Annotated in this window: 13 protein-coding genes; 6 read left to right on the plus strand and 7 right to left on the minus strand. The window is 66.4% G+C overall.

The features are described 5' to 3' along the window. Positions 1-7: 7 nt before the first annotated feature. The 3 genes from ACWGRX_RS07780 to ACWGRX_RS07790 are packed head-to-tail and all read right to left on the minus strand — an operon-like array spanning position 8 to position 3,362. On the minus strand, positions 8-1,633 hold the full coding sequence (locus ACWGRX_RS07780) for an acyl-CoA synthetase (RefSeq protein ID WP_452117070.1): 1,626 nt from the start codon (positions 1,631-1,633) through the stop codon (positions 8-10). Then, the gene (locus ACWGRX_RS07785; RefSeq protein WP_452117071.1) at positions 1,630-2,121 is read right to left on the minus strand and encodes a MaoC family dehydratase; all 492 of its coding nucleotides are present in this window, start codon (positions 2,119-2,121) and stop codon (positions 1,630-1,632) included. Before ACWGRX_RS07785 ends, ACWGRX_RS07780 begins: the two co-directional genes overlap by 4 nt. After that, positions 2,118-3,362: an ABC transporter substrate-binding protein gene (locus ACWGRX_RS07790; protein WP_452117072.1), complete on the minus strand. Its 1,245-nt coding sequence runs from the start codon at positions 3,360-3,362 to the stop codon at positions 2,118-2,120. The genes ACWGRX_RS07785 and ACWGRX_RS07790 overlap by 4 nt, the downstream gene beginning before the upstream one ends. A gap of 126 nt (positions 3,363-3,488) precedes the next feature. On the opposite strand from ACWGRX_RS07790, the gene ACWGRX_RS07795 reads away from it, so the two are divergent. The 6 genes from ACWGRX_RS07795 (at position 3,489) to ACWGRX_RS07820 (ending at position 9,703) form a co-directional block, all read left to right on the plus strand. Further along, positions 3,489-4,274, plus strand: a complete 786-nt coding sequence (locus tag ACWGRX_RS07795) for an IclR family transcriptional regulator (RefSeq protein ID WP_452117073.1) — start codon at positions 3,489-3,491, stop codon at positions 4,272-4,274. Positions 4,275-5,076: 802 nt separating this feature from the next. Continuing rightward, a complete protein-coding gene (locus tag ACWGRX_RS07800) occupies positions 5,077-6,666 on the plus strand; it encodes an L-lactate permease (protein ID WP_452117074.1) in 1,590 nt (529 codons plus the stop codon). 13 nt (positions 6,667-6,679) lie between these two features. Continuing rightward, on the plus strand, positions 6,680-6,874 hold the full coding sequence (locus ACWGRX_RS07805; RefSeq protein ID WP_291634536.1) for a hypothetical protein: 195 nt from the start codon (positions 6,680-6,682) through the stop codon (positions 6,872-6,874). Positions 6,875-6,972: 98 nt separating this feature from the next. Next, complete coding sequence (gene ggt / locus ACWGRX_RS07810; RefSeq protein ID WP_452117075.1) at positions 6,973-8,577, plus strand: gamma-glutamyltransferase; 1,605 nt, start codon at positions 6,973-6,975, stop codon at positions 8,575-8,577. 347 nt (positions 8,578-8,924) lie between these two features. Further along, complete coding sequence (locus ACWGRX_RS07815) at positions 8,925-9,137, plus strand: hypervirulence associated TUDOR domain-containing protein (protein WP_452117076.1); 213 nt, start codon at positions 8,925-8,927, stop codon at positions 9,135-9,137. Next, positions 9,134-9,703, plus strand: a complete 570-nt coding sequence (locus tag ACWGRX_RS07820; RefSeq protein WP_452117077.1) for a DUF488 domain-containing protein — start codon at positions 9,134-9,136, stop codon at positions 9,701-9,703. The genes ACWGRX_RS07815 and ACWGRX_RS07820 overlap by 4 nt, the downstream gene beginning before the upstream one ends. A 217-nt stretch (positions 9,704-9,920) precedes the next feature. Here the strand turns inward: ACWGRX_RS07820 and ACWGRX_RS07825 are convergent, their stop codons facing one another. From ACWGRX_RS07825 to ACWGRX_RS07840, 4 genes are all read right to left on the minus strand, one after another. Further along, positions 9,921-10,661 carry an ABC transporter ATP-binding protein gene (locus ACWGRX_RS07825; RefSeq protein WP_452117078.1) on the minus strand — a complete coding sequence of 247 codons (741 nt, stop codon included), beginning with the start codon at positions 10,659-10,661 and terminating at the stop codon, positions 9,921-9,923. 3 nt (positions 10,662-10,664) lie between these two features. Beyond that, a complete protein-coding gene (locus tag ACWGRX_RS07830) occupies positions 10,665-11,798 on the minus strand; it encodes an ABC transporter permease (RefSeq protein ID WP_452117079.1) in 1,134 nt (377 codons plus the stop codon). After that, positions 11,795-12,922: an efflux RND transporter periplasmic adaptor subunit gene (locus ACWGRX_RS07835; protein WP_452117348.1), complete on the minus strand. Its 1,128-nt coding sequence runs from the start codon at positions 12,920-12,922 to the stop codon at positions 11,795-11,797. The genes ACWGRX_RS07830 and ACWGRX_RS07835 overlap by 4 nt, the downstream gene beginning before the upstream one ends. A 242-nt stretch (positions 12,923-13,164) precedes the next feature. After that, positions 13,165-13,950, minus strand: a complete 786-nt coding sequence (locus ACWGRX_RS07840; protein WP_452117080.1) for a sulfite exporter TauE/SafE family protein — start codon at positions 13,948-13,950, stop codon at positions 13,165-13,167. Positions 13,951-13,987: the final 37 nt, after the last annotated feature.

Consider the following 13,987-nt stretch of genomic DNA (forward strand, 5'->3'; position numbering starts at 1 on the left):
TGTTGCCTCAGCTCGCGGCGCGCAGCGCGAAGCGCTGGATCTTGCCGGTCTCGGTCTTCGGGAGCGCATCGACATATTGGACGATGCGGGGGAACTGGTGCTTGCCGACGGTGCGCTTCACCGTCTCGACGAGCTCGTCGGTCAGGCTGTCGCTGCCGACATGGCCGGGGCGGAGCACGACGACGGCCTTGACGACCTGGCCGCGCATCGCATCCGGCTGGCCGATCACCGCGGCCTCGGCGACGGCCGGATGCGTCAGCAGCGCGCTCTCGACCTCGAAGGGGCCGATCCGGTAGCCGCTGCTCTTGATCATGTCGTCGCTCCGGCCTTCGAACCAGAAATAGCCGTCCTCATCGCGGCGACCGAGATCACCGGTGACGATCCAGCCATTGCGGACGAGCGCCGCCGAGGCCGCTGCATCGTTCCAGTAGCGCAGCCAGTAGCGGCAATCGGCAGCCGCCCGTTTGGCGATGAAGCCCGTCGCTCCGGTCGGCAGTTCGGCGCCCCCCTCGTCGACGATCGCCATCCGATAGCCCGGACAGGGCAGACCCATCGAGCCGGCCCGCACCTCCATGGCGATGGCATTGTGATTGCCGACCGGCAGCCCGTATTCTGTGGCGCCGAAATGATCCATCGGCGTGACCTTCCAGAGCCGGCGGAAGGCCTGCACCACCTCGCCATTGAGCGGTTCGCCGCAGCTCGATATCGCGCGCAGGCGCAGATCGGGCGCCCTTAGCGCCGGCTCCTCCAGCGTCAGCAGGCTGCGCAGCACGGTCGGTGTCGTCGCCATGTTGGTGACGCGATAGCTTTCCAGGACCGAGAGGCAGAGCTCGGCGGTCGGGTTCTTCTGGATCGAGATCACGAGCGCGCCGCGCGCCAGCGCGCCGAGATAGCAGACGAAGCCATAGCCCCAGCCCGGATCGCCGGTCGCCCAGAGAACGTCGTCGGGCCGCACATCCAGGCCGTGGACGATATAGGGCCAGGTCGCTGCGAGGAAGTTGACGGCCAGAGTGCCGCCCTTGGGCTGCCCGGTCGAGCCGGAGGTGTAGATGATAGCGGCCGGGTCGTCGCGGTCGCGCAGCAAGGCTTCGAAGCTCTGGGACTCGCCCTGAAGGCCCGTCTCGAAATCGACGAAACCAGGCGGGAGCTCGCCATCCGAGCCCGCCGCCACCACCACGACGTCGTCGAGCGTTGCCGGGAGCTGATGGAAATTGCCGCGATGCGTGACCAGTACCCGCGCCTCGCTATGCGAGAGTCGGAAGGCCACCGCGTCCGGTCCGAAGCCGGTGAAGATCGGCACGTAGATCGCGCCGAGCTTCAGCGCGCCGATCATCGCGATCAGCACCTCCGGGCCGCGCGGCAAGAGCCCGGCGACCCGGTCGCCCGGCCGGACGCCGAGGCGGTTCAGCAGATTGGCGAAGCGGTTGCTGGCCTGCGACAGCTCCCGATAGCTCAGCCGGGTCTCCCGGCCATCCGCGGCCACCGCGATCAGCGCCGTCCTGTCGCTATCGGCGTGACGGTCGACGATCGCCGCTCCGAGCGAGACCTTTTCGCCCGGCCTCCAGCCGAGCTGGTCCGAGACTGCGGACCAGGAGAAGGCGCGCGTGACGTCGCTGTAGGTCTCGAGGGTCATGGGGCGTCCGAAAGAGGCGCGGCCGGCGGCCGGAAGGTCAGCAAATAGGCGTGATGTCCGGAGAAGACGGTCTCGCCGCTCTGGTTGGTGAGCGTCACCGCAAGGCGCAGGATCGCCTTCCTCCCGCCTCCGGTCTGCTCGACGGCCACGACCTCGAAATGGCTGGTCAGGAGGTCGTCGATGAAGACGGGCGCGAGGAAGCGCCCATCCTGTTCCAGGAAGGCGACCAGCGATTCCTCCAGCCGGCGCGAGGTCGGTGTCGCGCCGAGCGCCGCCATGCCGGTGACGAGAAGGCCATGGGCCAGGCGCCGGCCGAACCGCGTCCTTGCGGCATAGTCGGCGTCGTAGTGGATCGGATGGGCGTCGCCGGTGATCCCGGCAAAGGCCGTGAACTGCGCTTCTCCGACGGCGCGCGGTACGCCGGAGAAGCGCTCTCCGACGCGAAAATCCTCGGCGAAGAGCTGGGCCTCCGGCGCAAGCGCGGTCACGGCGCGTTACCCCCGTCACGGGCCTTGATCACCACCGGCTCGAGCTTGCGCGAAAGATCGCTCTGGATCTCGACGACCTTGGCCGACTGGTTGCCCTCGCGGATATCGGGTCCGAAAGTGGTCGGCAGCGTCAGCCCGGTCTCGAAACCCTTCAGCGATTCCAGGGCCTGGATGAAGCCCTCCTGCGTCGGCTGCGGCCCGGCGCGCTTCAGCCCTTCGAGGAAGACCAGGGCGCCGCCATAGCCGAGGATGTCGCCGAGATCGGGACGCCCCTGTCGCGCCAGATCCGGAAAGCGCTGTTCGAAAGCCTGCCGGAAGCGCACCGCGGTGGGCTCACTGCCTTCCGGCAGGGCATCGAGCGTCACGATGTTGCGGGTTCCGCTCGCCGCCTCCCCGACGATCTCGGGGTATTTCCTGCTGCCGGCCGAATTCGAGCCCATGATCACCGCCTTGAGCCCGAGTTGCCTCGCCTGCCGGGTGATGATCGCCGAGGGGTTCGGATAGCCGTAGACGACGAGAACGTCGGGCATGGCCTGGATGGTTCGCGCGATCTGGGCCGTGAAATCGCTGTCCGAGAGGTTGAAGACCTCGTCGCTGACCAGCTTCACCTGGCGCTTGCCGAGGCGGCCGATCAGGCCGTCGGCGCCGCGCTTGCCGTATTCGTCGGACTGGCGCAGCAGCGCGATGCGCTTGGCCTTGAGCTCATCGACGAGATAATCGGCGATCGCGCTGCCCTGCTGCCGGTCATTCATCGGCCCGGTCCGGAACACCGTGCGGATCGGCGGCTCGGTCACGGCCGGCGTCGAGAAGACCGAGATGAAGACCGGCGTCTTGCTGGCCTTGAAGGTCGGGACCAGCGCCTGGCCGACGGCGCTCGCGGCGGGGCCGAAAACCGCGAAGACCTTCTCCTGATCGACGAGGCGCTTGAAGGCGGCGATGCCCTTGGGCGGCGAGGATTCGTCGTCGAGCGAGACCCATTCGATCTGCCGGCCATTGACGCCGCCGGCGGCATTCGCCTGCTCGAAGGCCAGCGTGGCGCCGGCGAGATTGCCGCTGCCGAACACGGCGAGCGGCCCGGTCAGGCTGCCGAGCACGCCGATCCGGATCGACTTCGCAGCCACGCCCGGCGCCGCATTGGCCAACGCCGCCCCTGAGCCGAGAAGCGAGGTCGAGGCCGCGAGCAGGCCGAGCGCCTGGCGACGGTCGAACAGCTTGGATGTCCGGTCGATCTTTTTGGCCATGATTTCCTCCCAAAATTTTCCGTAAATCGGAAATAGTTTTTGATAAATGGAATTTAATGCGATAGAGTGAGTCGTTGTCAAGTGGCCGTCCGTGCAGCAGCATCGGCCTGTCGTCGGAGATCGCCCGTGAAACCCGCTACAGACACCCCGCTCGAGCGCTATATCCGGGCGCTGGAGAGCATCGCCCTGTCGCAGGATGGGCTTGGCGTTTCGGGGCTCGCGGATCGCTGCGGGCTCTCGGTCGCGACGGCGCACCGCCTCTTGCAGAACCTGCAGGCGACCGGGCTGATCGTCGCCGCGGGAGGCAAGCGCAAGGACTACAAGATCGGCCCGCGGCTGCTGCGAATTCTGCATGCCGGCTCGGATTCCGCCTGGCTCGCCATCGCCGTCCAGCCGGTTCTCAACGCCCTCGCCGACCGGCTGTCGGAGACCTGCTATCTCGCCCGGCTTCTCGGCGACGAGGTGGTTTCGGTGGCATGGGCGGCGCCGAGCTCCGGGCTGCGCGGCTATGTCGTTCCCGGCCTCGCCCTGGCGCCTCATGTCGCCGCCTCGGCCAAGGCGATCATGGCTTTCCAGGAACCCGCCGTGATCGAACGGGCTCTGTCCAGGCCTCTGACCAGATTGACCCCCCAAACCAGAACTGATCGAGCCGAGGTCGAACAGGATTATGCCGGCGTGCGTGAGCGTGGCTACGCGACCTGCTGGAATGAGATGGAGCAGGGCCTCGGGGCTGTGGCCGTGCCGATTTCCCTGCCCGATGTCGGAGTGCTCTACAGTGTCGGCACCGCCGGGCTGCTGGAACGCATGACTCAACGACCGGAGCAGGACTATGTCCTGGCACTACGCTCCGCAGTCGAACCCTTGAAGCGCGCCCTCAAAGAGCAGCCGCCCGGCGCCACCGGACAAGCTTAGAGCCCGCTTGAGAGTTCATGCAGCCCTGATCCTGAGGAGGCATTCCCCCAGGGATCGCGTCCCCTAGATCGCCGCGCGTCCGTGCGGGCGCGATCATGGCGATCTATCTTATTGTGATCACATCGTAATTTTCCGAAAAGCGGAGGCCACTTTTCGGTCCGATGCTAAAGCACGGGAACAGCCCGCTCGCCGGCGCGCCCGCTACCTCAACCATCGCGCGCGCCCTCGCTCGCTCGTAGCGCGAGAGATTGTCCATGACGACGACGTCGCCGGCCGTCAGCTCGGAAACCGGCGCCTTGGCGATATGGCCCGGCCGGCCAAAGCGCAGACAGCATCGCATGCATCGGCATCACGAATGAAACACGGCCCCGCAGGCAGCTCTCCACCTTGACCTGCCGGAAGGCCGCATGCGCTGGCTCGCCGATACCGCTATGGCGCCTGCTCATCACCTGGGTCACGATCAGGGCAAGGCATGGACCGATATTCCGCGCAGCCGGCCTCGCGCCCGGTCAGGCCGGCCGAGCCTAAACGCGTATCCGGGTCGACCCATGTGAGTCAGACATCCCGCCCGCCGCGTTGATCTGAATCAAATCAACGTGCCTATCAATGAAGTAAGCCATGGGCACTCCCCACACATTCTTTCAATCTAATTTGCATATATTGCAGTAAATTTTTTTCAGATCAGGCAATTCATTTCGCAGAGTCGTTATCTGAATAGCGGGGTAAATTCACAATCTACACCAGAGAAATGAGGTAATTCATCTTGATGAGCGTAGACTTGCTTCACTGGACATTAGCATCCGTGCCGATCGTGATTCTCATCGTCCTCATGGTCGGCCTCGGCTGGACCGCGCAGCAGGCGGGCAGCACGGGCATCTTCATCGCCGCCGGTGTCGCCGCCTTCGCGTTCGAGACCCCGGCACGGACCCTGGCGGTGGCTTCGGCAAAGGGCATCTGGGACGCGATCCCGATCCTCTACGTCATCTGGCCGGCCCTGCTGCTCTACCAGATCATGAACCAGTCCGGCGGCTATGACGCGCTGCGCCGCGGCATTGCCCGGATGTCGCGCAACGAGCTCTTCATCATCGTTGCGCTCGGCTGGGTCTTCACCTCCTTCCTGCAGGGGATCGACGGTTTCGGTACGCCCATCGCCGTGGTCGCCCCGCTGCTCGTCGCCTTCGGCATGAAGCCGATCTATGCGGTCGCGATCCCGATCATCGCGCATATCTGGGCGAAATTTTACGGCACGCTGGGCGTCGGCTGGCTGGCGACCCTGCAGGTCGTCGATATCGATGCGGCGACCGCCTTCTCGACCGGCGTGCAGGCCGCCCTGCTGATCGCCATCCAGGCCGTGCTCGGCGGCTTCACCATCGTCTGGCTCTATGGTCGCTGGCCGGCGATCCGCGCTGGCTGGCCGCTGGTGCTGATCATCTCCGCCATCCAGGGCATCGGCCAGATCATCACCGTCTGGATCGACCCGGTGCTCGCCGCCTTTCTGCCCGCGACGGTCGCGCTGCTCGCGCTCTATCCGCTGTCGCGCTGGTCGCGCTACAGCCAGCCCGCCGCGGACATCGTCGATCGGCCGGCGATGCGCGAGGACGCGCATCTGGACGAGAGCGGCGCCGAGCCCCCCATGGGCACCTTCGCCGCACTGGCGCCCTATGGCCTGCTGACCGTTCTGGCGACCGGGACCTCGCTGATCGAGCCGCTGCGCCAGATGCTGGACGGCCCGGCCGTCGGCTGGGCCTTCCCGGCGGTGGCCACCGGGCTGGGCGTCACCACGGCTGCGACGGAGCAGTACTCCGCGCTGCGCTTCCTCAGCCATCCCGGCGCCACCATCCTGCTGACCGCGCTGATCATCTGGCTGGTTTTCGCAAGCAAGGGCTACTTCGCGCAATGGGCCCGGCGCAGCGGCAAGGCGCAGCCCGGCATCGTCTGGGGCCTGGTCGCCAGCGCCGTGCCCGCCTCGGTGCCGATCCTCGCCTTCCTGACCATGGCTTCGATCATGAAGCATTCGGGGCAGAACACGATGCTGGCGCTCGGCATCGCCGAAGTCGCTCCGGCCTATGTCTTCGCCTTCCTGGCGAACGGCATCGGCATTCTCGGCGCTTTCATCACCTCCAGCAGCACCTCGTCCCAGGTGCTGTTCTCGGAGCTTCAGGTCACGCTGGCGCGCGCCAAGGGCCTGCCGGAAGCGACGATCCTGGCCGCGCAGAGCGCCGGCGGCGCCATCGGCAACGCCATTGCCCCGGCCAATGTGGTGATGGGCGCCAGCACCACCGGCATCAACGGGCAGGAAGGGGCCATCCTGCGCAAGACCATCCCCTGGACCGTCATGGCTTTTGTCGCCACCGGCATCGCCACGGTCGCCCTGGTCCTCGTGACCCAGTGAGTGGAGGAACAAGATGATCAAGCGGATTCTGCAGAATAGACTGTCCTATCTCAGCGTTTCGTTCCTTCTGTTCCTCGCGGCGCTGCCCCTGATCAGCATTGGGACGAGCCATGACTGGCGCCTCGTCTCGACGACCGGGATGGTCGCCCTGAGCATGGCCGCGATCATTCCGCCGCTGCAGCGAATGCTGTTCCCGCCGAAGAAGTGATCCCGGCCCCCTCCCATCCATTTCAAGAAAGAAAGACCATCATGATCAACGCTAACGGACCGAGAACCGGCAGGCCCGCCATCCAGGCTGCGAGGGGCATGGTGAGCTCGCCGCACTACCTGGCCTCCGCCTCCGGGCAGGACGCGCTGCGCCGCGGCGGCAGCGCGGTCGACGCCGCGATCGCCATCAATGCGACGCTCTGCGTGGTCTACCCGCACATGGCCGGGCTCGGCGGCGACGCCTTCTGGCTGATCGCGGGGGGCGCCGCCAGGGGCGTCGAGGCGATCGAGGCGAGCGGCCCTGCCGCGCGCCTCGCGACACGCGAGTTCTACAAGGCCAACGGCCATGACGAGCAGATTCCGATGCGCGGGCCGCTGGCCGCCCTGACCGCGCCGGGCGCGGTCGATGGTTGGCGCCTCGCTCATGAGCGCCATGGCAAGCTGCCCTGGAAGAGCCTTTTCGCCGACGCGATCGAATATGCCCGCAACGGCATGGCGATCACCCGCTCGCTTGCCGACTGGCTGGTGACGGACGCGCCGATCCTCGACGGCGACAAGGATATGGCGCGCATTTTCCTGCCGAAGGGCAGGCCGCAGCGCGACGGCGAGAGGCTGATCCAGGCGGACCTCGCCAAGACCCTCGCCTTCCTCGCCGAGCACGGACCGCGCGAGGGCTTCTATGAGGGTCCGATCGCGAAGGAGATGGCAAGATCGCTGGAGGCGGCCGGCTCGCCGCTGCGCCTCGAGGACCTGACGAACTACCGGGCACGCTGGAGCGAGCCCATTTCGAGCCGCTATCGGGGCTGCGAGGTCTTCCAGCTGCCGCCCTCGACGCAAGGCTTTGCGGCCCTGCAGATCCTCAACCTGCTCGAAGGCTATGATGTGAGGAGCTGGGGCAGCGACACGGTGGCCTATTACCACCACCTCGTCGAGGCGATCAAAATCGCCTTCGCGGATCGCGACGAGTGGCTGAGCGACCCGGCCCATGTCGACATCCCGCTCGCACGCTTCCTGTCGATGGACTATGCGAATGAGCGCCGCAAGCTGATCGACCCCGTCGCCGCGCGGCCCTTCGAGGCGATCGAGCCCGGCATCCGCCATGGCAGCAAAGCCGAGCGGCAGGCGCCGACGGGCGACACCGTCTATTTCTGCGCAGCCGATTCCGACGGGCTCGTGGTTTCGAACATCCAGTCGATCTACCACGACTTCGGAGCGGCGGTGATCGCCGGCGATACCGGCATCGTCATGCAGAACCGCGGCTCCTTCTTCTCGCTCGACCGCTCCCATCCGAACAGCCTCGAGCCGGGCAAGCGGACCTTCCACACCATCATCCCGGCGATGCTGATGAAGGACGGCAAACCGGTGCTCGCCTATGGCACGATGGGTGGCGAAGGGCAGCCGCAGACCCAGGCCGCCATGCTGACCCGGATCATCGACTTCGGCTTCAACGTGCAGCAGGCGATCGAGGCCCCGCGCTGGCTCATGGGCCGGACCTGGGGCACGGCTTCCCGCGATCTCGCGCTGGAAGCCCGCATCCCTGACGAGGTGCGGCGCGAGCTGCGCCTGCGCGGCCATCCGGTGAAGACCGTGGACGCCTGGGACGGCACCCTCGGCCATGCCCAGGCCATCCGCATCGACCAGGAAAGAGGAATCTATGAAGGCGGGGCGGATCCGCGCGGCGATGGCATCGCCCTCGGCTTCTAGGATACCGGGGCCGCCGGAGAGATGTCGGGCGGCGATTGCCGCCCGACGAAGCCCTTTGTGGCACGCATCGCAGCCTGACCGGCAAGCACGGTGAACACTCGGCATCTTGCGGCAGCTGTGCTTGAATTGGGGCAGCCTAGGCCATGGACGACATGTCCGGCGTCGGACCAGCCTGGGCCGGCGCCGTTGCGACGTTCGCGAACGGAGTCCGGGAGACGCTTCACGCTGGCCGGGTGTGCGTCCGACAGCAGCGCGGCTCATCGACATCGCGAGGTTGGAATTCGATACTCGACCGCCCCGGACCAACCTCACCGAGACCGGGTTTTCCCGGCAAAGGCAGGGAGCTTATGACCAGGTTCAGCGTAGGCGACCACGTCCGGTGGAACTCCGAAGCCGGGATGGTGAGCGGCCGGATCATCAAGGTCCATCACGCCGATTTCGACTACAAGGGCCATCGGCATCGCGCCACAAGGGACGAGCCGCAATACGAGATCAAGAGCGACAGAACCGACCATGTCGCCGCCCATAAGGAAGCTGCCCTGACGAAGATCGATGGATGATGGCGCAGTTCACAACCATCGGCCATTCCAACCGCTCCCTTGCCGAGTTCGTATCGATGCTGCAGGAGGCCGGTGTCGATCTGCTGATCGATGTCCGGGCATTTCCTCGATCGAGGGCCAATGCGGCCTTCAATATCGACCGGCTTCCGAGCGATCTGGCGCGCTTCCAGATCGGCTATCGCCATTTTGAGGCGCTCGGCGGGCGGCGGCCAAAGCAAAAGGAGGTGGATGGCCACCTCAATGCGCTCTGGCAGGTTCAGAGCTTCCACAACTACGCCGACTTCGCACTGAGCGACGAATTTGGCACGGCCTTCCGGGAATTGCTTCGCCTCGGCGAGGATCGCCGCCTGTCGTTGATGTGCTCGGAGGCGGTCTGGTGGCGGTGCCATCGCCGGATCATCACGGATTATCTGCTCCTGAATGGCCATGCGGTCGACCATCTGATGGGGCCAGGGCACATCGAACATGCTGCGCCGACGCAGGGGGCTCAGCGAACCGCCGACGGGAAGGTGGTCTACCCGGCGCCGGAGCCCGCCGACGAAAGTGGACAGAGCAAGGACTACTAGCCGAGCATGCGGCCTGCTTGGGCCTCGCCGTCGAAGCCGCTGCCACCGCGGCTCGTGCATCGGACCGAAAAGCGGAATCCTCGCCTCGGGTGAAGCCGGCGCTTGCACAAAAAGATGGATCGAGTTCGCAGCCTCGATGGGCACGGCCGACATCGAAGGCGCCGGACTTCTGGATCCGGATGCGGGTCAGCTTGCGCAGCAGGTCGCGGATCCGCGGCTATTCCGCCTCGTTGGTTGACGTCCCATGCGCACCCAGGACGGCGCCATCGTCTGGTTCGAGACGACCGTCGCGCAGGATGTATTTGCGGTCGAACCAGTCGAATATCTTCTCGTCATGGGTGACGACGATGATCGCGGCCTCCTGCTCGACAGCGACCTTGCGCAGCAGGTCCATGACGATCCCGGCGCGTTTCGAGTCGAGTGCTGCGGTCGGCTCGTCGGCGAGAATGACGCGCGGCCGATTGGCCAGGGCGCGCGCGATGGCAACACGCTGCGCCTCGCCGCCCGACAGCTTGGCGGGCATCGCATTCCGCCTGTGCCCGACCTCGAGATAGTCGAGCAACTCGATCGCTCGCGCCCGGGCCACGCCCGCTTCTTCCCCGGCCAATTGCAGCACGAGAGCCACATTGTCGGTCGCGTCGAGAAACGGGATCAGGTTGTGGAACTGGAAGATGAAGCCGATCTTGTGAAGCCTGAGCTGCCTGAGATTGGTTTTCAGCCATCGCCCCTCGCTCAGCACCGTCTCACCGTCGAGCGCCATCGCGCCCGAAGATGCATCGAGAATGCAGCCGATGATGTTGAGGAGCGTCGTCTTCCCGGAGCCGGAAGGGCCGAGCAAGGCGACGACCTCGCGCGGATAGACGTCCAGGCTCACATCGCGAAGCGCATCCACGCGCGTCTCGCCTTCGCCGAAATGCTTGGAGATGCGCTCACAGCGGACGAGCGGATGATCTGCCATCTCTCAACTTCCCAATGCGGTCGCGGGGTCCACCCGGAGCGCTGCGCGAACCCCGAGGCCACTCGCGATCAGGCACACGACCACCACGACGAGGCCGAGCGCGAACATGTTGTCGGCTTCGAGGATCACGCGGCGCGGAAAATGGTCGCTGATGCCGACGATCAGCGTGGCACCGATGGAAAATCCGATGAGACCAAGCGCCAGCGCCTGCTGAACGATCATCCCGATGATGGTTCTGTCCGGGGCGCCGATCAGTTTCAGCGTGGCGATCTGCTTCGTCTTCTCCATGGTCATGGTGTAGATGATCAGGGCGATGATCACGGCGGATACGACGAGCAGGAGCGAGGTGAAGAGGCCGATCTGACGCCTGGCGCGGTCGACCAGGGAGCGGATCAGGATCTGCTCCTGGGCCTCCTGCGTGATCGCAGTCTGGTGTTTCCAGCGGCGGACGACTTCTGCCACCGCTTCGGGGGAAGCATTGGGCTGCAGCCGCGCCACGACGGCGTTAACGGTGTCGCGGCTCGCTGCGATGGCACCGCGCGCCTGCTGGATGCGTATAGCGGGCGGTGCGAGGTCGAACTGCAGCTTCTGCGCATCCGCCAGGGTGATATACACGGCCGGATCGCCGCCGGAGCTGACCTGGTGGCGCGTCAATCCCACGACTGAATACGTGTTCCGGCCGACATGGAGGCGATCGCCGAGCGTCAGGCCGGTGCTTTGATCAGCCACCATCTCGTAATGGCTGCGCGTGATCCCGCGCCCGGCGACGACCTCCGGCGGCCCCCCAGGGCGCGCCGGCTCATAGCCGATGACATAGAGCCGGAGCTTGGCGCCCATATGCTCGGTTTCGACCGTCTGATAGGTGATGCCGCCTGCCGACTTCACGCCGGCTATGCGCGCGACGGCGTCACGGACGTCGCCGGGTATCCGCGAGGCCTCGGCGAAGGGACCGCGCGTATTGGCCTCGACGACCCACAGATCGACGGCGGGAGCCCGGGCGATGGTCAGTGCATCGACGACAAGCCCGCGATAGATGCCGATCATGGCGAGCACGACGCCGAGCAGGAGCCCAAGCCCGATACAGGTCAGGATGAAGCGCCCGAAGCCATGCCTGATGTCGCGATAGGCGAGGTTCACGGCCCCTTGACCTCGCTGATCCGTGCCTGGCGCCCGACCCGCAGGCCCGGCGCGAGTCGCGCGACCACCTGCGCGCGCTCAGGCACCCCATCGACGATCTCGAGGCGCGAATCTTCGGCACGGTGACGGAACCTGACGAGCCGCCGGTTCAGCCGACCATCCTCGACCGTCCAGACCGTCCCTTCATGTCCGTTGTAGCCGTACACGGCGGCCTCCGGAACCAGGAGCGCCTCGGCGAGTGTGGCCGCCGTGATCAGGAACTCCACCTGCTCTCCCAGGAAGACGCGGGCCGGCGGATTATCGCCTTTGATGAACACGCGCCGCTCCTCGGTGCTGCGGTCGCTTTCAAGTCCGATGCGGACCACCTTGCCGATGAAGACGTCCTGCGGGCGTGAACGCAAGCGGGCCTGCACCCGCTGGCCTTCGGCGATGAAGCCGGCACGCGCCTCGTCGACATGGGCAAGACCCCAGTAGCTGTCGTTTGCCATCAGGGTGAAGATCGGATCGCCGGCCCTGACGACGGTGCCCAGCTCCTTGTGCCGTTCGATGACGATCGCATCATAGGGCGCCGTCAATGTCCGGTGTCCCAGCAAGGTCTCTTCGAACTGGACTTGCGCCCGGGCGTCCACCAGCTGCGCCCTGCTGCTCGCGACCTCGCTTTCGGCAACAGTGACGTCCGCCTTGGCGACGGCCTCGTCGCGGGCCGACTCCTCGGCCGACTGCTCCGACACGATGCTGCGCCCGGCAAGCTCCTGCCGGCGCCGATTGGCAACCTGCCTTTGCGCCAGAACGGCACGCGTCTTCTCCAGATTCGCGTCCGCCCGCTCGATGCTGACTTCGGCGATCCGGAGTGCGGCACGTGCCTTTGCCATCTTGGCCTCCTGTTCGCCGAGGCTGAGCCGGGCCAGAACCTGCCCCTTGCGAACCTGGTCGCCATGATCCGCGTGAAGTTCCGCCAGCGCGGCTCCGACCTCGAAGCCGACCTTCGACGTCACCCGCGCCTCGACCGTGCCCAGCCCGAACACGCGGATCGGGACCTCGCGTTCGGGCCGGACCGTTTCGACTTCGACCGGACGGTTGCTGTAGACGACGCCGGCACCGAAAAGCGTGACGATGATCCCGATGCCCGCAAGGGCACGCCGGACGGCTCGCCGGCCGAAGACGCTTGTTTTCTTCGGCTTGCGACCGGCCAGGCTCGGCTGTTTTGATCGCGCATCCATGCTGGTTCAGACTCCATAGCGGCTATGCACGCGGCGTCGCCGCCGTTCAGGCAAGGCGCGACACTCCGGTCGCGCTGATCTCGCCGGGTTCCCGGGCGGTTCGCCTGCCGGCAGCGGTCCGGTGCAGTCAACGCCTGCCTCCGCGGCTACCCGAAGCCGATCGTCGCCGGCAGGGTCTTGAAGATCACATAGGTCGCGACGGTCAGGATGAGCGCTGCGAAGATGCGGTTCAGCGTGGCCTTGCCCGCCGAGAGACGCGTCGCCAGCAGCATGCCGAGAATCCCGCCCAGGACGCCACCGGAGATGAACTGCGCTGCGATGCCCCAGTCGACGAGGCCGTTGTGGGCATAGTTCAGCGCCGTCGCCAGCCCGAAGGTTCCCACCGCGAGCAAGGAGGAGCCGATGGCGTTGATCATCGGCATGCCGGTGGCGAGGACCAGCGCCGGCACGATGAGGAAGCCGCCGCCGATGCCGAAGAAGCCGGAAGCCATGCCTGTCGCGAGCGCCGCGGCGGCGGTGAGTGCGCATGTGCGCCGGTCGACCGGCCGCTCCTCGCCACCTCCGATGCCGCGCCGGCGCAGCATCAGCAGCCCGACGACGACCATCAGCACGCCGAAGAGCAGGAGAAGGCGCGTTCCGTCGAAGACGAGGCCGAGGCTGGAACCGAGCAGGGCGCCAAGCGTGCCCACCGCCGCGAAGACGGCCGCGCAGAGCCAGCGCACATGGCCCTTCCGGGCATGCGCAATGAGGTTCGCATAGGCATTGATCGAGACCGCCAGCGCGCTGGTGCCGATCGCGACATGCGGGCTGGCGACACCGACGACATAAAGCAGCAGCGGCGTGGCAAGGATCGAGCCGCCGCCGCCGACCAAGCCGAGGCTGAAGCCGACGAGGCCGCCGGACGCGAGCGCGGGAACGAGGGTCGAGGTCATTGCGGCAGCGTCCCTGTCGTCATCGCCGCGACGAACG

Source organism: Allobosea sp. NPDC055594 (assembly GCF_053618995.1).

What these genes read in the sequence shown, in the direction of transcription:
- ACWGRX_RS07780 (WP_452117070.1), bottom strand. Translation starts at nt 1,633, where the DNA reads ATGACCCTCGAGACCTACAGCGACGTCACGCGCGCCTTCTCCTGGTCC.
- ACWGRX_RS07790 (WP_452117072.1), bottom strand. Translation starts at nt 3,362, where the DNA reads ATGGCCAAAAAGATCGACCGGACATCCAAGCTGTTCGACCGTCGCCAG.
- ACWGRX_RS07805 (WP_291634536.1), top strand. Translation starts at nt 6,680, where the DNA reads ATGATCAAGCGGATTCTGCAGAATAGACTGTCCTATCTCAGCGTTTCG.
- ggt (WP_452117075.1), top strand. Translation starts at nt 6,973, where the DNA reads ATGGTGAGCTCGCCGCACTACCTGGCCTCCGCCTCCGGGCAGGACGCG.
- ACWGRX_RS07815 (WP_452117076.1), top strand. Translation starts at nt 8,925, where the DNA reads ATGACCAGGTTCAGCGTAGGCGACCACGTCCGGTGGAACTCCGAAGCC.
- ACWGRX_RS07820 (WP_452117077.1), top strand. Translation starts at nt 9,134, where the DNA reads ATGATGGCGCAGTTCACAACCATCGGCCATTCCAACCGCTCCCTTGCC.
- ACWGRX_RS07825 (WP_452117078.1), bottom strand. Translation starts at nt 10,661, where the DNA reads ATGGCAGATCATCCGCTCGTCCGCTGTGAGCGCATCTCCAAGCATTTC.
- ACWGRX_RS07840 (WP_452117080.1), bottom strand. Translation starts at nt 13,950, where the DNA reads ATGACCTCGACCCTCGTTCCCGCGCTCGCGTCCGGCGGCCTCGTCGGC.